The organism is Granulicella aggregans (assembly GCF_014203275.1).
GTDB lineage: Bacteria > Acidobacteriota > Terriglobia > Terriglobales > Acidobacteriaceae > Edaphobacter.
Window position 1 is genome coordinate 1 of record NZ_JACHIP010000039.1, and the last position, 17,241, is coordinate 17,241.

Genomic DNA, 17,241 nt, shown 5'->3' on the forward strand with positions numbered 1-17,241 from the left:
GAGAGAGTGAAGCGCGAGGCTCTGGCCGAGTACGCCGAGATGGAGCGGATCGGCGTCGGCGTCATCCGCGTCGCACGGCAGCAGACCCAGGTTGCCGTCGCCGAGCAGATGCACGTTCCCCAAAGCGCCGTCTCCCGGCTCGAAAACCAGAATGACTGTCTCCTCAGCACCCTGCGGAAGTACGTCGGCGCGCTCGGAGGGACCCTCGAGATGAGAGCGGTATTCCCAGATGGAGCCGTCGAGTTGGATGGCTTGATGAGGATGCCAGTCGCAGCTGAAGAACAGCCCAGCCTCTAGCTCGGGCCGACAAGAACGTCGCCGCAACGCAGGGGAAACTCTTCGACGACGATCGGCCGGCAGGGAAGTGAATAACACCAGGCCACGGGTGCGTCTTTTCCGCAGCTAACTTCCTTGGCCAGGGGGTGTCTTATTTGGTGGATCCGAGATTGAGATGTGTACATACGCTTTGAGGAGGAACGACTTGCGAAGAGGTTTGGTAGAGGTAATCTTTGGAGCTTCGATGGTTTTAGCGAGTGTGGCCCGAGCGCAAACGGATGTATCGGCGAGCGTCTACGGAGCCTTCAGCGGAACCAGCGACGGCAATGGAGTCATGCAGAGTCCTGCGAACGCGGCTGGCGGGCTGATTGAAGTGCGGCATATTTCGAACCCGTTGGTTGGATTTGAGGGAACCTATGCGTTCAACAGGGCGAATCAGAGCTATGCCGAAAGGACTCCTGGGATCTGCGGACTGCCGTGCGGCGTTGGATCGACGCTTTCGACCCATGTTCCGGCAAATGCGCATGAGGTCACGGCAGACTGGATCGTGTCGTTCAAGTTTCTGAATGTGCGCCCGTTCGTTCTGGCGGGTGGTGGGGTTCTGCTGAATGTGCCAAGCGCGGGGGAGTCGACCGGTGGCACGACAACGGCACAAACCCAGACGCAGACCAAGGGCGTCTTGGTATACGGCGGCGGCGTGGATTATGGGTTACTGCCACATCTCGGTCTGAGGTTTCAGTATCGCGGCAATGTGTACAAGGCTCCCCAACTAACGACGGCCTTCTCTTCGTCTGGACAATTCGTTCATACAGCGGAACCGATGATCGGTGCCTACTTCAGATTCTGAGAACAGGAATGCAAGGATACTCACTCGGCAGCAGACCCAGGTTGCCGTCGCCGAGCAGATGCACGTCCCCCAAAGCGCCGTCTCCAGGCTCGAAAACCAGAATGACTGTTTTCTCAGCACTCTGCGCAAGTACGTCGGGGCGCTCGGAGGAACGCTCGAGATAAGAGCGGTATTCCCCGATGGTGCCGTCGAGTGGATGGGTTGATGAGAATGCCAGGCGGAGCAGAAGAACAGCCGAGTCTCTAGCCTGGTCGACAAGGCGTAGCCCCAACATTGGTCATTTGGCCTACGCGGGTCCTCAAAGTGTGAGGGGACAGTCCACTACGCGCGCGACCTCTTGTACTAGCTTGGATGGTGAAATCAGCGCCTCAATCTGTAAGACCAGCGTTCGATTTTGCGCGGCGAGAGATGCAATTGATTCGCGTTCCTCTATCGGCACGGTATGGCAGAGGATCAACAGATCGTGAGAACCAGATCCCGATTCGAGGCGATCAGTTAACTTGTGCGGATCTGTGACTGTGCAGATGTCGAATCCTGCCTGTTTCAGGATCAAGCACCGGGTCTCCAGCAAAACCGGATCGTACCCATGCATCAGAAGCCGAATCGATTTGGGATCTTTGTTCATGACTATGGCTTTGGAACCACGATACACCCCTAATCTTGAGTCTCGTAGCCGTGCTGTCCAACCGATGCGCGCCACCCAACATCGGAAGAGAGGTCGGTCCATGAACCGACAGGGGGATTATGAGCGCTACCAACAACACGCTCGAGATCCTCGTGAATCTGATCTATCTTGCGAGGCACAGCATCGACGATCCGCAAAAGGTCATGGAATATCTCGAGCAAGCTCAAAGCTATATCTTGCAGATGGCGGAGACCCTCCCGAAGTCCTCAATCGATTGAGGTTCCTATGCGCATATAGGACCGCACAGGGGTATTGGTATGGCGATAAGCTACGATTCGCCGCGGATGCAACCAAGAGTGCGGATGTAGTTTGATGTTCAGGATATTTGCTGCTTGCAGCAACCCAACTCCAACGATGTAGCGAACTTTTCGCATCGCCGCAAATCGCTCTTTAGGGCTGAGTAGGACTGCAGTAATCGATCCATTGGTGCTTCTTGCAAAGATGGTGCCGCACCGACAGACAAGGTTTTCGGAGCGGTTCGTTGGGAAGCAGTAGACAACCAACCAAACGTGCCCGCACGAGCAAGCGCGCTCTTCGGGAAACCCATCCTTCAAACCATCCACGGGATGCCTCACATTAATCCAAGTCCGAGTCGCTGGCTGGTTTCTTGACGGTGAGGGTAAGCCCGAATTGAGCGGCTTTGAGTCGTTCCGGAGAATCGGAATAGAACTCTTCGAGCATGGCCTTGAACTTGCCAGCGGACCCCTCTGAGATCTGGCACTGATGGATCATGGCCACGCCGACGAGGATCTTGGCGTGGTTCTCGCGTTTCTTCTGTTCCCGGATATCTAAGGCTCGTAGCCGTCGCTCACTGGACTTGAGTGCCGCTACCTTCTCCGCTGTCGCTTTGCGGATGGCTGCAACCTCTGCTGCTGCTGCCTCTCTGATCGCTTTCTTCTGTGCTTCAAGTTCCTGGATACTCTTTGGATTCGACCGGGCCATGCGTTCCAGCATACAATCAAGACCGTGGTAGCGTAAAAATCTGTTAGTAGCAAATGCGCGATACCTCATGTCTACGACATGACACGCGGTTCTGGCTTCGCCAGAACAAGAACAAGCAACCGCAAGTGCAGCAGCAAAGGCAAGAACAACGACAACCGCAAGAACAACGGCAACCGCAACAGCAAAAGCAGCCGCAACCGCCGCGACAACAACAACCGCAACTACAGCAGCAACTGCAAAGGCCAGAGCATGGCGATCGTGCACGTCTCCTTCAAGTCGTCGAGCAAGGCACCGCCCGCAGCGGCGCACGCGCAGTACATCGCCCGTGAAGGCCAGTACCAGCAGCGCGGCGGCGTCGAGCTGGTCGAGTCCGGCAATATGCCGGAGTTCGCCCAGGCTGATCCTCATGCGTTCTGGGTAGCCGCCGACGCTCACGAGCGCGCCAATGGCCGCACCTATACGGAGCTGCAGATCGCTCTTCCGCGTGAGCTGAATCCGTCGCAGCGCGAAGAGCTGGCGCGTGAGACGACGCGGGAGCTGCTGGGTGACCGATTCGCGTACACGATGGCCGTCCATACTCCACTGGCCAAGGACAACATCGAGCAGCCGCACATGCACTTGATGTTCTCCGAGCGGGCCGTCGATGCGTCGACGCGCGGGCTAGCCGAAGATCGTTTTTTCAAACAAAACGGAGCCAAGAAAGACCGCTCGTGGAACGACCGGAGCAAACCGGACGAGGTTCGCGAGAAGTGGGTCGAGATGATGAATGCGGCCATGGAGCGGCACGGCCATATTCATGATCCCGCGCAGCGCCTGGACGCCCGTTCCTGGGAGGAACAGGGACGCATGGACCTCGCCTCCCTGCGGGAGGAAAAGACTCTTCAAGGTCATGGCTTGGAGGCGATGGAGAGGCACGCGGAGATCGATCAACTACGCCGTGAGCGGGCCGAGCTTCCGCCGCCTCATCTCGACCGGGCGGCCGCCATCGAGCATCTCGAACAGCAGGCTGACAAGCAGATCGCTGGCGTGAAAGAGCGTGAGACTCAGGAGGTTTCCCGGCTAGATAAATTGATCGCCGCGGCTCGTGAGCTGGCGAATGAAGTGAAGGAGCGGACGGTTGCTGTCGCCCAGAATGTTGCTGATCGAGTGGAGCAGCTTCGGGGCCAGTTTGAGCGTTGGCGGGAGCAGCGGACTGATGCCAAACCCGAGCAGCATTTAGACACTCAAATAGCCTCTCCAACGCAACAGAAACAGGAGCTGCAGCGAGCTGGTCCCGAGCAGCATATTGATCCACAAATCGAGCAGAGATTGCAGGCCTTCCGGGATCGGTACGAGGCGAATAAGCAGGCGCGGGAACCGGCAGTTGTTCCAGAGCCTCCGGTGAAGGAAACCGCGCTCGAAAAAGAACCAGAGCAGGAGCTAAAGATCGAACGTGGCCGAGGTTTCGGTCACGGGCTGTAGAGAGAGGAAATGGGCCATGGAACAGAACCAGGAACAAGAAGCAAATCAGGGCAGTGCGGGCGAGATGATGATCCTGGGTCTGATCGATCATGCCGACCGTCTCGGCAAGTCGGCGCAGGGCACGCAACGTGCTTTGAGTGAGCAGATCCAGGAGCTGGGGCAGTTGCAGCAGTGGGCTGTGAATGCGGCTCTCGAGATACAGAAGCGGGCCGATGCCGCGATCAGGAATCTGGAGACCGAGCGGGGGCGGATTCAGGGAAGCCAGACGAACTTAGAGCGCAACGCCATGCAGGCTATCCATGATGCCGTGGAGAAGCAGAGTGGCAAGATTGGACGGCAGGTCGAGAACGCCCTGGCCACACCGCTACATGAGATCAAGCAGGCAGCTGGGCAGGTGATGCAGAACGTCAAGGAAGCGAACCGGCTGACTATGGGGTTCGTCTTTCTTCTTGGCATGGTCGGAGGTCTGCTGTTCGGATATCTTGCTGTCATGCGCACTCAGAGCAGAATGGATGACCGGCTAGACCGTATGGAGCAGGTCCTGTCTACGCCTGCACAGCCGGTTCCTGCAGCGCCCAATCCGCCTGCACCAGCGCACAAGGGCAAAGCGAAGTAGGCACGGAGAGCATGGGCATCACCCAAGGCAGGCTATGGATTTGATAGGGGACAGCTCAGGAAAGGGAAGCTAAAGCTAAGGCGGTCCTTTTTGAGGGGACCGCCCCCACTTTCTCAACGGCGAGGATGACTTGTTAAGAGTCATCCGGGATCTAACAAGGAGATGTTGCTAAAGACATTCTCTGCTATTAGTCACTGACCTAAAATGACACCTTCGGGGAATGATGCATCTTGGTTGGCATGGTATGTGCCGGCCTATCCCTATCGACCTCCTTTATCAGTCTCTTTAGAGAAAAAATGGACCGAATAGTGCCTTAGGTAACACGTTCGCGTGATTGCTCCCTTTTTGGAACCTTCCTATCCTCGATCCAAGCCAGAAGCCGCTCAAGGACGACTGGAAGTGACAGGAGAACTAACATGAAAAACCTCACAAACTTGCTCAAGAATCTGGTCAACGACGAGTCCGGCCAGGACCTGATCGAATACGCTCTCGTTGCGGCCCTGGTTGGTCTCGGTGCCGTCGCCTCCATGAAGGGCCTCTCAACCGCTATCGGAAAGGCATTCGGCAGCATAGGCACTAGCCTCACCAGCGATGTTTAAAATGTGGCGGTCGACGAGGGGGCCGGAGGTTCTTCGGCTACCTCCACTCGACTCCATCGGCGGCCTGGTCGGTCTTCGGCCAGCCAGCGATGTCATTCACAATACGTTCTTATCTGTGCTGCAGACTTTTCCGCCATCGCTCTAGGGCTCTTATCCGTGCTCTCTGAAATGTCGTTTTCAGGCCCCCGCCAACCGGAGTTGTCGTGGGTAACGGAGGATTGCGCAAGATGGCGTCGCAGCATGGGATTCTAAAGTCCTTCGCGCTTAGTGCTGGGTCGTGAGCCGAGCCGGACGAAGAACACGTCTAATCCCCCAAACGACCAGCTTTGGTTCTTCTTCCTGAACATAGTGACCACTTCGTGCCGTCGTAACGAGGGTTCCATCTGGCACCGAACGAGCGAAGCGCCCCAATGACAGGAGCCGATAGTTAAGCATGAGCTGCTGGTACTGTGCCTGATCATAAGAAACGGGTAGATGCGGGTCATTCGTGAATGGATATCGGGTTGTGGCAATTACGACAATGGGCACCGGCGGCATCGGTAAATTCTTGAAGTCTCTAAAGTCATCTCTTCTTTCGTCGCGGGACATCTGGATGTCCGCTTCGACTCCAGGATCGAAGTGACCTGCTTGCTGTGCATAGTAAGCATCTACGGCTGCACGAAGTTTTTCTCCGTCTTCGCCGTGCCCCAAAAATTCATAGATGTAGCGCCTTCTCTCTTCCGCTGTCTCCCCGAAGTCGGTCGGTTCTACCAATACCAGTCCGGAAACGTCTTTCGGGAACAAGCCAGCGAAGGCCCTCACGAGCGGACCTCCCCAGGAATGTCCGACGAGTACATATGGCGGCGACGCCACATGGGCAAGTGCTGCGTGCAGAACAGTTGCGATGTGCTCGGGAGAGGGTGGTACGCCATCTGGCGCAGAGCCGTTCATTCCAGCTCTCTCGTACGTGATTGCCATAGCGCCTTTTGGCAACTGATCGATCACCTTTTTCCAATGATCCTCGCCACCGCCCAGCCCGCTTTCGAACACAATAGTTGCGTGTTTGATTGCCAGACCCTTTACTGCATAGGACGTCATAAGCAAGTGATGGCCAGCATTGCTCGCGTCGATCTTGCGTGCGACCATTTGGCCGCTCAGGCTGTCGGTAGCGTCGTCAATGCAAGAGCAACTAGGGTGCTGCGATACCCTTTTAGCATCGCCCGAATCTACCACATGCAGATCACGCGCTTTCTCCTGAGACGGCTCATAGGACGAGTCCTTCTGAACCCTTCCGTAAATGGATTAGCTGTTTGCAGCTCTGTATTCACTGAAACCACCGTTTCAAATGAGTACACGAGCAGCCCCTTGGCTGCTGATAATTCTCCTTTAGAGGAGGTATGATTTACGGACGCCACTTCAGCAGTTGAGTACCTAGCGAGACCGCCCAGAGATGACCATGATGCAAGGCTTCCACATTCATCACCCTGTTCTGTTTCTCATCCCGGTCATGCTTCTTCTCACGATCATTCAACTGAGTGCCCTGAGACGACGGAAGCGTGGACTAGCGGCTGAGGAATGGCCGAAGACGGCTTGCGTTGTGTTAGCCGTGGTACTTGGCGTCGTGTTTGTCTTCGCAAAGTTCTAAAGCCCGTTTACTGCCGAACGATCGTCTTGTTACCCCTGAAACGGACGTTTCAGTCGGGGACATAAGCAGCTTTTACGTGTACATGTAGATTGCAGAGTCGTCTGGGGCAGATGATATCGTGGCGCTAGTTGGCGCGGACGGTGAACATGATCGAATCCACATTAACTACGAAATCTTGTCTCCCGAGAGCAAAAACCCGCGCCGGCCTCAGTCTACTCGCATACCATGGGGTCGCTTTGATCATCGTGCTTATCTTCTTATCGAAGAGCATCGATGTCGCGGCAACTGTTATTCCCATGCTCGCCACATCCCAAATCTTGGCTGCGACCATTTGGTGGAGTGGGTCTTGGATTGCGCCAGTTCTTCTGGACAGTCCCTTTCAAATCCGTCGTTGGTGGTTGCTAGTGGTCCTTGGATCATGTCAAACATTCGTCGCGCTACTGGTGAGCCACGTAGTCCTAAAGCAACAGCCTCTCTCATCGCCGACGTACGATGCTTCGTCTATTGCAGCCACCATCGGGTTCAGTCTTTACGGGGGATTCAGCTCGCTCGTGTATGTCTTGTTGCTCCGACTCTCCGTTAGTAGAAAGACCCTGGCGGTTGAACCCGATAAGAGCATTGCCTCCGACGAAATCTAAGATATGCGATTCGTCACTTTTCGCGCATGATAATGTGCGTTGTCATGCGTAAACCTGGGTGGTTTCGAGTCGATTTGAGAAAGTTTAGTCCGTGAAAAGCGGCACTGCGATGGCCACCGGACCAGGCTTCTCAAAGCACAGGATCGTCTGTTCATGGCCACTCGGGTGCTGTTCTCTCCAGAGCTCCAGGAGCAAAGGCGGCATGGGTCGGCGCATGACCTGGGTTCGGCTCACGATGGCGTGGCAAGCGGGGCAGAGGGAGATCATCAGCGCCATCTTCGAAACGCCTGGTATCCGGTGATGCACTACGATCGATCGTTTCCCACGTCCGGAGGCTCCGCAGACTCGGCAGCAATAGCCGTCTCGTGCAAGTACCTGTTCACGGAGCCCGCCAAAATATTCCTCGTCTTGCCGCTTGAGCGTGTAGCAGGTGGCGCACATGCCCAGTGCGAGAACCTTACCCCGTCCGCAGCGGCAATGGAGTGCCCGCTGAACGCCTGTCCGGATCTTCTTCACTTCCGTCTGCCCTTCCCTTTGAGGAAGAGCATCTCGCTTCCCCGAACGACTCCCGGGCGCACAGTCTCCACGAACCCAAGCTCGACTAGCCGTGCCAACGGAGCTGCGAAGCCGCCTGACTTCGCATTGCTGTACCCTGCTTGTCCGGCCAGCTCCACACGAGTGAGGCTCTCAGGGAATGCAGCGATCAGGAGTGTGAGCATCTTCCGTTCTCCCTCCCCAAGCAGATGGAAGATTCGAGCTTGCAATTCGTTTGTGGTCGCGGGACGGGTCGGCATGTTTGCAACCGATCGGCCGGCAGCAGTCAGCGTAGCCTTGCCGCCGCTCGAACCCGCCAGTCCTTTGCGGATCAGCGCCGCGACGGGCGCAGCGAACCCTCCGCTCTTAGGGTTTGAGTACCCGGCGAAAGCGGCCAGTTGAGTCTTCGAGGGATCGATGACGCCGACGGCCTCAAGGCTCGCGAGCGCATCCAGTATCTTTTGCTCTGAAGTCGAGACGGGGCTTTCCGCGTCGGATGCATGGTCAGCCGCAGATGCTTCCGTGATAGTTCGTGGAACCACCACAGGCCGGGGCGGAAACTTCAAGGGCAGCTCTTTTGGAGCGCGCATCTCCAAAATCGGTGCCGGCTGAACCTCTCCGTGGTGTTCGAGCTTGGCAATCAGTGCCAGAAGCTCTCGAAAGATTTCCTTCCTGATCTCTTCGGCTTCATGGAGTTTGATCCGGTAGCCGGCGGCCGCCTCAGCCGCGGGCTTTAGCTTGCTGATCTCCGCCTGAAGTTTTGCCAGTTCGATACTGCTGTCCGGTAAAACGCGATTCCCTTCCCTCTCCAGGTCGGCGATTCGTTGGCGTAGGAATTCTGGGGAGTTCTCCTGAGCATGTCGCGCCGAATCCGCGATCTCACGGCCTAGTTGCTCAATGTCGATCGGAGCCAATACCTTCGGCACCCGCTGTCTCTCTCCCGGTTTGGGTGTCGCGCCGGAGTTGAACGTCTCCCGTTCGCGTACTTCGACCCGTTGGCCGATGCCGAGCGAGGCTGAGCAGAAGAAGGCACTTCCAACCGGGAGACTTGGTAGCGCACTCTCTACCGCTCCCGCAAATTCGACAGAGACCTCGCTTTTGATCCAATCTGTCGCGGCTTTGATGTCGAGTGGGTGGCTCATCCTCAGTACGGTGAGGATATCGACCTGACTGAGAACCTTCTTATTAATGTCCGCCGGCCGTTGCGTAATCATGGTGACACCGACGCCTCGTACGCCGCCCTGTTTGACCAAGCGACTCACGGTGCCGAGGCAGACTTTCTGGCCCCGGTTTTCTGTTAATTGCGGAGCGAACGTGTCGGCCTCGTCGATGAAAAGGTGAAGCGCTGTCCGATTGATCCGAAGTAGTTCACTTGCAAAATCAGAGGTAAATCGGATCTGGTCTTCCGTCACCATAAGACCAACATCGAAGATCGCCGAGAAGCCATGCTCGACGAGTGCCGTAGCCAGCATTCGACCGGCATGCGGTTCGAGCGGAGCATCGGCGTGATCCCCGCCGAAGACAACGACCGGATATCCCGGCCCATCGCCTGCAGCCGAGGATCGTAAGCCCCACCAAGCACCCGTCGGGTCAATCGTGGCAATTTGCTGCTTGTGCCGAAGCAGCTCCTCAGCCTGGACTGATGCCGTATAGCTTTTGCCGCTTCGCTTGCGGGCAAGAATCGCTTGCGTCGACGTGACCAGTTCGATCGGAAGCGTGAAGCCGTCCTTCCCAATCAGCAGTCGCGTCAATTCCCTGCCCCCCCCTAAATCATTGGTAAACACTTTATAGAGCCCACCGCAACCCTAAGCTTAACGGACATGGATCAGTTGAGTACGCGCTGAACCTGAATAGCTGCCCACTGGCCGCCCCTAGGCGCTTCAATCTCCCTGGTATTGAGCTGAGCGGCGATCGCCCGAAGCGACTTACAGCCAGAGGCTTGAATTTGGCGGATGATCGGAAAAAGCTCAGCACGCTGCTTCGCCACCCTCTCGCTTCTCACCTGCCGGGCCACAGCTTGGATCTCAGCGAAGCGCTTAGCTGAGACACGACGCCCACCCAACTTCGTTCCGCGAGCCTTCGCTGCTGCGAGCGCCGCCTTGGTCCTCTTGGAGATGGCATCGGCCTCTTGCTCGGCTACGGCAGCGAGGATGTGAACGACGAAGCGGTTGGCCTGGGGCATATCGACCGCGATGAACTCCACCCCTGACTCCATGAGGTTCGAGATGAAAGCAACGTTGCGGGCGAGACGGTCGAGCTTAGCAATCACCAGGGTAGCTTTGTGTTTGCGACAGAGCTTGAGGGCTGCGGCGAGGGCTGGGCGATCGTTGCGCTTTCCGCTCTCGACTTCGAGGACCTCTTCCACCAACGTCCAATCGCCACCATTGAGATATTCGGCTACGGCGGCGCGCTGTGCTTGGAGGCCCAGGCCGCTTGTGCCCTGCCGTGCCGTTGAGACCCTCAAGTAGCTCACAAACCTGCGCTTCGCCATCGTTTAGGCCCTCTGTTACGTTTCTTCTACGTCCGTAGAAAGAATGTAACAGGTGCCTGGAGACTCTCAGAGAGAGGATGGTGCGAAGTTGCCGCAATTCCCGTTTGGCGGGAGTAACGGTATCAGATGGACCAAAAGGTTCAAGATCAAGATCATTTCGGTTGCGCAGTGGACGTGCCAAAATCCAGCGGCATTACTTTGTTCGCGGTCAATGAGCCCTGGCTGGGGCATAGACTGGACGCCATGAAAGTAGTTTGGCCGAATTGGATTTGTTTGCTCGCGTCCGCTCTTGCACTGTCCGCCGCAGCCACAGGCAACGCGCAAAACACGCCTTCCGTAGCCGCGCCGCCGCCCGGTTCGGCCGCCACGCAGCCGCCTCCTCTCTGCAATCCTGCATCTATCGATGCAACGTTCACCTTCGCCAACATCCCTGCTGGCGAGCAAACGGTCTCTTTGCATTTCCAGAACCAAGGCAGCACAGCCTGCCGTCTCGAAGGCCAGGCAGGTGCCTCCTTCGCGGTCGACGGACACAGTATGGCTATCGAGAATTGCTGGCTGTGTGACCAGCAAGACAGGCCGTTGCCCTACCCGGAGCGACAGACCATAGACCAAGCCCTGCTGGCACCAGGCGAACGCGCCACCGTTGATCTGCACTGGGCCACGACTGGATCGTCGTGTCAATGGGCCGATTGGGCCGACTTTGTCGTTCAATGGGCACTCCCGCCAACCGGCTATCTGTTCATCCCCTCAGGCTGGCCTCTTCGCATTTGCTCGTCAGTCAGAAGCTCCGGCTACCGCCTGGGAGCGGACTTGCCATCGATCGCTACCGTCATCGACGGAGCCTTGCGAATCTCTGTCCTGCCCAACCCCGTCTATAGCGACGAGCGGGCGACGCTGCATGTAGAACGAACGGATCAGAAAGCCCCAGCTGGAGAGACCACTGGTTGCGCAAACCTCTACACGGTACGGCACGGACCTGAGATTGGCACGCGACTCGACCCGCTGACCACGAAGGTGTCATATCCCATCGCTTCGTTCACACCGGAACAGATTCGGGAGGATCAGGAGCGAGCGTGGCCATCATGGAAGAGGGATCGAATGCGAACCTGCGACGTGGGAGCTGGCTGGACAATCGTCGATGCCGAAATCAGCGCCTCCGATCTTGCCCAGGTAACTCACATTGAGTGGCGTACCGCTCTTGCGCAGCCAACCTTTCTGACCGCGGCCGCGAAGTTCACCGTTCTGGGCGTCGATACCCTCCCGCCCAATTGGGGCGAGTCGGCTGCCGGTATCCGAGCCGGTCTATCAGTTGACCACGCCACCTTTATCGAGGGTGAAAAGATCCCGCTCCACCTGCGCTGGGAGAACGTAGACGCGACCGAGCCGCTGGGGCAAGGCGAGTGTGCCGAACCAAGGCCGATACTAGAGATCCAGGATTTCGAACATAATGTACTGCGGACGATTCCTATGGAACCAATGTGTAGCGGCCACGGCTGGGGACCTTTTGGAATTGACCACGGAAAGCCGCAGCGAGCGTTTTACGAATTTACGACGACAGAGCTGCCACACCCCGGCGTGTATTACCTAGTCAGCGTCTGGTCGCCCCATGTCCTCTACGGCGAGGCTGAACCATCGCGCAGGAGGGCGGGCAAGTTTGGCGGTGTATATTCGACCGCACGCTCACTGCCAGTTCGTGTCGAAATAGTGGCGAAGCGTAACCCGTAGTTCAAGGTACAACTAAACGACTTTGCAATTGCAGCCGTCGCCCTCTCAGCCTTTTCCCTGCGAATACGATGAAGACGAACCTGTAGTCTTCGACCTGCACGCAAAGTCGACGTTTGCGGCAAGTTCGTCCGTTAAGCCGTCCGGAAGGTCGAAGTTGCCGCAATCACCGTTTCCTTGAAGTGCAAGATCAAGGTCTGCTGCTAGCCACGAGAGCTACGTGGCGGCATTAGTTCTGGCCGAACTCTTCACGCTATTTTCTCAATGTCCAAAGTCGATATTCAGGGTGACCGTCGTTTCGACTTCGACTGGGGTGCCGTCGATAAGAAATGGTCTATAGCGCCATTGCCTAACAGCGCCCATGACTGGTCCGCGAAGTAATTCAGGACCAGAAATAGGCGTTAGCTCCAGAACTCTACCGTCCCGCCCGATGACAGCACGGAGCACAGTCGCTCCACTAACCTTTGCATCAAGGGGCAATGTAGGGATGATGGGCTCTATCCTCGACAAGAGCTGTCCAGCCATCACGCCTGAAGAGACGCGCACGCGACCAGGTGACACGGTTTCAAAAAGCACCTCAGCACCAAAGCTCTCGGATATGCCCATGGACAGATCGACAGAAACCTTTTTCCCATCGATGAGGTAGGGACGATAGGTCCACTGCTTTACCGCGTCCACTGTCGTTTGCCGCAACGCCTCTGGACCACTAACAATCGTCACACTCTCTACATTCCCGTTGCAACCAACGAGAGCTCGAAAGAACACAGCTCCGTTGACTCCTGTTCGACGAATAATCGTTCCATAGTTCGGGGTTACTTCATGGATCAACAATGGCCTCATCGCACTGCCAGAAAGCTTGATTGGAGGCCCACATGGTTGTGTTGGTGCTTGTGCGTAGGTGTGCACGGTCGCCATTGGCAGGAAGCAACTGCAGAAAATAAGGGCTGAAGAAGTTCGCATGTTCACCTCTGTTGGTGTTTGCGGAAACGTCGAAGTTTTTGATCAGGCTGCAGAGGATCTTTTTGCTCTGCCGCTTTTTGTAAGCCCCTTCCCTGCCCTGGTCCGAGCCGGTATTGAGGCCTGAGGTTGGGCTAATGCCTGCATCACGAGCTGCGGATTGTGAGCGATCACCATAAGAAGCGCCCGCGCCGCCGCTTCCGGGTTTCGACGGCCCGACTCCCAATGGCGTACGGCGTCCACCGACAAGCCGAAAGCATCCGCAAAGCGGCCCTGGCTGAAGTGGAGCCGGTTTCTGATCCCGCGCACGTCGATGGATTTGGGCAGCGTGACTTTGTAGCCTTTCCGCTCCCCTTCCATGTAGGCGCGGGCCTCCGCTGTGCCTTGCGCCATCTCTTCAAACAGTTTGCTCATGCATTCCTCCCATAGTCCGCAAAGAAGCTCTTAGCCACTTTCGCGAGAGCGTTTTGCTCTGCCTTGCTTAGGTTGCCCTTTTCCGCCTTCGCATACACGGTGATAAGGAAGATGGGAAAGTCTTCACCGCCGTAGAGGTATACGACTCTTACGCTGCCGCGCTTCCCTATTCCGGCCCGTCCGAACCGCCGTTTGCGATATCCCCCGGTCCCCGGCATGAGGTCGCCTGCTTCGGGGTCTGAGCCAATGGCCGAAACAATGTCAGCCCGCTCCGCTTCCGTGAAAAGAGCCGAGGCCGCTTTGAGGTACGTCAGCGTCTCGACGACCGTTTGCATACCGTGAGTGTATGCCAATGGCACGGTATTTTCAAAAGTGCAAAATCGTCACCAAGGCGAACAGCCGAGGCGACGCCTTGGCGAATGTTGCTATCTCGCGGCCAAAAAACAGCGGGGAGGATGACCGTAGTCGAAGCGAAGCGATCCTACGCCCCGCTCGGTATTCTCGCGCGACACCCCGGCTCATTCCCTCTCAGACGCCATAATGGCCGACAAAACGAACAAGGGAGAACCTAGATTGCACTTCCCCGCCCCGCCGCAACGCGCTACTTTCAATAAGTACTGCTTTATTGAAAGGCTACTTTCATGAAAATTATTCTTGTAACCTCTCAGAAAGGCGGCAGCGGCAAGACCATGCTGACGGCGCATTTGGCCGTAGAGGCCGAGCGCGCGGGCGACACCCCTATCTGCGTCATCGACACCGACCGGCAAGGCACGTTGACGCGGTGGCATGAGCGCCGCGAGGCCGAGACGCCGCAGCGGGCCGATGTGAGACTGGAGCAGATCGAGGCCGGTCTAGCCATGCTGGCAAATCAGGGCACGGAATACTGCTTTCTCGACACAGCGCCGACGATCTCCGACCAGACAGTGTCCCTTGTCCATCTTGCCGACTTTGTTGTCATTCCCGTGCGGCCTTCTCCCTCTGATCTTTGGGCGGTTACGGAGACAGTGCAGCTCGTGAAGGAAGCTAAGAAGCCATTCCTTTTCGTCATCACCCAAGCCAAACCACAGGCCAGCATCACGGCCCAGGCCATTGCCGCCCTGTCCGAGCATGGCCGAGTTGCCAAATCTTTCATTGCAGACCGCGTAGGCTACGCCTCAGCGATGACCGGCGGAAATACTGCCCCAGAGATTACCCCCAGAGCGCCGGTCGCTTTGGAAATCGCCAATCTATGGGTAGAGCTGAAATCATGCTTTCCTCAAATCATGAAATCAAGAAAGGTTGCCAATGGCTAAAACACTCTCTCTCGACAGCAAAGACCTCGCGCCCGTCAGAGCGCAGCACCTTAGTGGTTCCCGACAACGTGGCGTGGTCGCATCGGCGGAATATGTACCGATGCAGTTCAAGCTGCCCCCGACATTTGTTAAGTCCTTCAAGCAAGCGGCGCTCGATAACAACATGAAGCTGAATGAATTATTGATAGCCTCCTTTCAGGAATTCATGAAAGTAAAGGGATCGACCCAAGGATGATTGATCGCAAGGACAGACGCGGCGGACAGGACGAGAGCAGGGAAGGGGAGCTAAACCCCCTATCGGCGTTCCTGCCCGGCATCATGGACGGGATCAAGCCGGCACCGCCGCCCAAGCCGGAGACGCCGCAGGGCCGACATCACCACACGGTCATCAAGCAGATTGAGGAACTACAGGCAATCCCGCACGACAGCCCGGAAATGGGGTTTATGACGCGGCTGCTGACCTTGTGCAGCTTGCCCCGAACCGATCCCAAAGACCTGAAAGAGTACGTTCGGAGAACCGGCCCTTACGTTTTCGGCATGACGGCGGGTGTCCAGAACCGCTTGCCCTATGGCAATCTGCCGCGTCTCTTGCTGGCGTGGCTTTGCACCGAGGCCGTCAAGACGCAAAGCCGGGAGCTACAGCTAGGCCACTCGCTTGCGGAGTTTATGCGGCAGCTCGGCATGTTGTCGGACAGTGGGGGAAGCAGGGCCGACCGGACGCGCTTGCGGAACCAAATAGATCGGCTGTTCAACGCGCATGTGCAGCTCATCTCCGAAACACCGGGCCGCAAGCGCACGATTTCATCCACCGTGGCTGACGAAACAGATCTTTGGTGGGACTACAAAACCCCGACGCAAGACACGCTCTGGCAGAGCCGGGTGATGCTAGGGGAGCGCCTGTTTCAGGAGATCATCGCTCATCCCGTGCCGCTCGACATGCGCATCCTGAAAGCGATGCGGCGATCATCTCTCGGGCTAGACCTGTACATGTGGCTTTCGTACAAGACGTTCACCCTGCTTACCGCGACCGGGCCGAAAACGCAGCGGCTTTCATGGCACCAGCTTTACGCTCAGTTCGGCAAAGATCCGGATAAAGCGCACGACAAGGACATCGTGAACGACTTCCGCAAAGACGCACTGCGCGAACTTCGCAAGCTCCGGCTATGCTGGCCGACCCTTGACTTCAAGACGCCCAAAGGATTTCTGGAGATAAAAGGCTGTGTGCCGTCGATTCCGCCCAAGGCAATAGGCAACAGCGGGGCAGGGAAGGGCCTGGAGCGCGGTTGAGAGCTTTCCGGCAGGGCAGAGGGCGGCGATGGCATCGGCATGCACTACGGCGGCTCCTGCTCAAGGACGGACATCTGAAGCGTTGATCCACCTGTGTGAAAGCCTGTGTGTTTTGAAAGTTATCCCCGCTGAAACACCCCCACTCGCCAGAAAAGGCGATTATTTGGCATATCCCTCTTTATTTTCAAGAGTTTAGACTCCCGCTGAAACACCCCCACTCAACTTTATGCACGCTGAAACACCCCCACTAATGACCGCTGAAACACCCCCACTTAACAAGTAGTAGAAACACATAACCTAACTACAAGTAGTCAGGGCCACTTCGCTGTGGAAAGAGACGGGGCAAGGAAGAGTTGCAAAAAACAAAGGAGCGCGCCCTTCGGTCGCGTCCTGTAGGGCCTAACGGCCCTTTTTCCGTTGGGGCTGCGCCCCAAACCCCGCAGAGGCAACAACAAAAGCAAAACCTTCCTGATTAGAGTGGGGGCTGTTGGAGGGTTGCGGCTAACGATTGGAACCACGAGGCAATCGAGCAGAAAGGCACCCAGGACGAGCCGATGAGGCTTCGGACAAGCATCCCAACCAAAAACTCAAAGCAAATCGCTCTACGAGGCACTCAGTGACCCTGAGCGCAAAGCCTGCAATATGCTAATGGTGATATAGTACGTATATGGCATATGAAGTTGAGGTGTCGGACGAGTTTCGGGGATGGTACGAACCCCTGAGCGAAGCCGAGCAGCTCAGCATCGGGCGTGTGATCGAGCTGCTGGAAGAGAAGGGAACTGCGCTGGCTTTTCCCTACAGCTCCGGCATACAGGGATCGAAGCTCAGCCATATGCGCGAACTCAGGATTCAGCAC

At 56.8% G+C, this 17,241-nt stretch carries 19 protein-coding genes and 1 pseudogene; 12 read left to right on the top strand and 8 right to left on the bottom strand.

The window, feature by feature from the left end:
• From HDF16_RS28840 to HDF16_RS28850, 3 genes are all read left to right on the top strand, one after another.
• Positions 1-297: XRE family transcriptional regulator (locus HDF16_RS28840; protein ID WP_184224224.1), on the top strand; the 297-nt coding region annotated here is incomplete at its 5' end.
• 223 nt (positions 298-520) lie between these two features.
• Positions 521-1,123 (top strand): outer membrane beta-barrel protein, encoded by a 603-nt coding sequence (locus HDF16_RS28845; protein ID WP_184224226.1) that lies wholly within the window; start codon positions 521-523, stop codon positions 1,121-1,123.
• The gene (locus tag HDF16_RS28850) at positions 1,104-1,328 is read left to right on the top strand and encodes an XRE family transcriptional regulator (protein ID WP_221313376.1); all 225 of its coding nucleotides are present in this window, start codon (positions 1,104-1,106) and stop codon (positions 1,326-1,328) included. The genes HDF16_RS28845 and HDF16_RS28850 overlap by 20 nt, the downstream gene beginning before the upstream one ends.
• A 93-nt stretch (positions 1,329-1,421) precedes the next feature.
• Here HDF16_RS28850 and HDF16_RS28855 read toward each other — a convergent pair whose 3' ends face one another.
• Positions 1,422-1,676, bottom strand: a complete 255-nt coding sequence (locus HDF16_RS28855) for a hypothetical protein (protein WP_221313377.1) — start codon at positions 1,674-1,676, stop codon at positions 1,422-1,424.
• Between the two features lie 191 nt (positions 1,677-1,867).
• On the opposite strand from HDF16_RS28855, the gene HDF16_RS28860 reads away from it, so the two are divergent.
• On the top strand, positions 1,868-2,026 hold the full coding sequence (locus HDF16_RS28860; protein ID WP_184224230.1) for a hypothetical protein: 159 nt from the start codon (positions 1,868-1,870) through the stop codon (positions 2,024-2,026).
• 358 nt (positions 2,027-2,384) lie between these two features.
• Here the strand turns inward: HDF16_RS28860 and HDF16_RS28865 are convergent, their stop codons facing one another.
• Positions 2,385-3,014, bottom strand: a complete 630-nt coding sequence (locus tag HDF16_RS28865; RefSeq protein ID WP_184224232.1) for a hypothetical protein — start codon at positions 3,012-3,014, stop codon at positions 2,385-2,387.
• Here HDF16_RS28865 and HDF16_RS28870 point away from each other — a divergent pair.
• From HDF16_RS28870 to HDF16_RS28880, 3 genes are all read left to right on the top strand, one after another.
• The gene (locus HDF16_RS28870) at positions 3,000-4,211 is read left to right on the top strand and encodes a MobA/MobL family protein (protein ID WP_184224234.1); all 1,212 of its coding nucleotides are present in this window, start codon (positions 3,000-3,002) and stop codon (positions 4,209-4,211) included. The two genes, HDF16_RS28865 and HDF16_RS28870, sit on opposite strands and share 15 nt — an antisense overlap.
• A gap of 16 nt (positions 4,212-4,227) precedes the next feature.
• Complete coding sequence (locus tag HDF16_RS28875) at positions 4,228-4,827, top strand: hypothetical protein (RefSeq protein ID WP_184224236.1); 600 nt, start codon at positions 4,228-4,230, stop codon at positions 4,825-4,827.
• 416 nt (positions 4,828-5,243) lie between these two features.
• A complete protein-coding gene (locus HDF16_RS28880) occupies positions 5,244-5,426 on the top strand; it encodes a Flp family type IVb pilin (protein WP_184224237.1) in 183 nt (60 codons plus the stop codon).
• A gap of 264 nt (positions 5,427-5,690) precedes the next feature.
• Here the strand turns inward: HDF16_RS28880 and HDF16_RS28885 are convergent, their stop codons facing one another.
• From HDF16_RS28885 to HDF16_RS28895, 3 genes are all read right to left on the bottom strand, one after another.
• Positions 5,691-6,551: an alpha/beta fold hydrolase gene (locus tag HDF16_RS28885; RefSeq protein ID WP_184224239.1), complete on the bottom strand. Its 861-nt coding sequence runs from the start codon at positions 6,549-6,551 to the stop codon at positions 5,691-5,693.
• Positions 6,552-8,200: 1,649 nt separating this feature from the next.
• Positions 8,201-9,973, bottom strand: coding sequence for a helicase HerA-like domain-containing protein (locus tag HDF16_RS28890; RefSeq protein ID WP_184224241.1), 1,773 nt, complete (start codon positions 9,971-9,973; stop codon positions 8,201-8,203).
• Positions 9,974-10,047: 74 nt separating this feature from the next.
• Entirely contained in the window at positions 10,048-10,713 is a 666-nt protein-coding gene (locus tag HDF16_RS28895; protein WP_184224244.1) for a recombinase family protein, read from the bottom strand.
• 273 nt (positions 10,714-10,986) lie between these two features.
• Between HDF16_RS28895 and HDF16_RS28900 the strand changes: the two genes are divergently transcribed.
• Positions 10,987-12,438 carry a DUF4232 domain-containing protein gene (locus HDF16_RS28900; protein WP_221313379.1) on the top strand — a complete coding sequence of 484 codons (1,452 nt, stop codon included), beginning with the start codon at positions 10,987-10,989 and terminating at the stop codon, positions 12,436-12,438.
• A 258-nt stretch (positions 12,439-12,696) separates the two neighbouring features.
• On the opposite strand, the gene HDF16_RS28905 is transcribed toward HDF16_RS28900, so the two are convergent.
• From HDF16_RS28905 to HDF16_RS28915, 3 genes are all read right to left on the bottom strand, one after another.
• A complete protein-coding gene (locus tag HDF16_RS28905) occupies positions 12,697-13,263 on the bottom strand; it encodes an energy transducer TonB (RefSeq protein WP_184224248.1) in 567 nt (188 codons plus the stop codon).
• 174 nt (positions 13,264-13,437) lie between these two features.
• Complete coding sequence (gene nadS, locus HDF16_RS28910; RefSeq protein WP_184224250.1) at positions 13,438-13,806, bottom strand: NadS family protein; 369 nt, start codon at positions 13,804-13,806, stop codon at positions 13,438-13,440.
• Positions 13,803-14,165, bottom strand: a complete 363-nt coding sequence (locus HDF16_RS28915; RefSeq protein ID WP_221313380.1) for a type II toxin-antitoxin system RelE/ParE family toxin — start codon at positions 14,163-14,165, stop codon at positions 13,803-13,805. Before HDF16_RS28915 ends, nadS begins: the two co-directional genes overlap by 4 nt.
• 282 nt (positions 14,166-14,447) lie before the next feature.
• Between HDF16_RS28915 and HDF16_RS28920 the strand changes: the two genes are divergently transcribed.
• The 4 genes and pseudogenes from HDF16_RS28920 to HDF16_RS28935 all read left to right on the top strand — a co-directional run.
• The gene (locus tag HDF16_RS28920) at positions 14,448-15,098 is read left to right on the top strand and encodes a ParA family protein (RefSeq protein WP_184224254.1); all 651 of its coding nucleotides are present in this window, start codon (positions 14,448-14,450) and stop codon (positions 15,096-15,098) included.
• Positions 15,091-15,333 carry a hypothetical protein gene (locus tag HDF16_RS28925; RefSeq protein WP_184224256.1) on the top strand — a complete coding sequence of 81 codons (243 nt, stop codon included), beginning with the start codon at positions 15,091-15,093 and terminating at the stop codon, positions 15,331-15,333. Before HDF16_RS28920 ends, HDF16_RS28925 begins: the two co-directional genes overlap by 8 nt.
• Complete coding sequence (locus tag HDF16_RS28930) at positions 15,330-16,385, top strand: replication protein RepA (protein ID WP_184224258.1); 1,056 nt, start codon at positions 15,330-15,332, stop codon at positions 16,383-16,385. The genes HDF16_RS28925 and HDF16_RS28930 overlap by 4 nt, the downstream gene beginning before the upstream one ends.
• Before the next feature lie 667 nt (positions 16,386-17,052).
• A pseudogene (locus HDF16_RS28935) lies at positions 17,053-17,241 on the top strand (type II toxin-antitoxin system RelE/ParE family toxin); the annotation flags it as partial.

Bases quoted from the DNA above. Each gene is read 5' to 3' on its own strand.
- HDF16_RS28845 (WP_184224226.1), top strand. From the start codon at position 521: ATGGTTTTAGCGAGTGTGGCCCGAGCGCAAACGGATGTATCGGCGAGC.
- HDF16_RS28860 (WP_184224230.1), top strand. From the start codon at position 1,868: ATGAGCGCTACCAACAACACGCTCGAGATCCTCGTGAATCTGATCTAT.
- HDF16_RS28870 (WP_184224234.1), top strand. From the start codon at position 3,000: ATGGCGATCGTGCACGTCTCCTTCAAGTCGTCGAGCAAGGCACCGCCC.
- HDF16_RS28875 (WP_184224236.1), top strand. From the start codon at position 4,228: ATGGAACAGAACCAGGAACAAGAAGCAAATCAGGGCAGTGCGGGCGAG.
- HDF16_RS28880 (WP_184224237.1), top strand. From the start codon at position 5,244: ATGAAAAACCTCACAAACTTGCTCAAGAATCTGGTCAACGACGAGTCC.
- HDF16_RS28885 (WP_184224239.1), bottom strand. From the start codon at position 6,551: ATGGTCGCACGCAAGATCGACGCGAGCAATGCTGGCCATCACTTGCTT.
- HDF16_RS28895 (WP_184224244.1), bottom strand. From the start codon at position 10,713: ATGGCGAAGCGCAGGTTTGTGAGCTACTTGAGGGTCTCAACGGCACGG.
- nadS (WP_184224250.1), bottom strand. From the start codon at position 13,806: ATGAGCAAACTGTTTGAAGAGATGGCGCAAGGCACAGCGGAGGCCCGC.
- HDF16_RS28920 (WP_184224254.1), top strand. From the start codon at position 14,448: ATGAAAATTATTCTTGTAACCTCTCAGAAAGGCGGCAGCGGCAAGACC.
- HDF16_RS28925 (WP_184224256.1), top strand. From the start codon at position 15,091: ATGGCTAAAACACTCTCTCTCGACAGCAAAGACCTCGCGCCCGTCAGA.
- HDF16_RS28930 (WP_184224258.1), top strand. From the start codon at position 15,330: ATGATTGATCGCAAGGACAGACGCGGCGGACAGGACGAGAGCAGGGAA.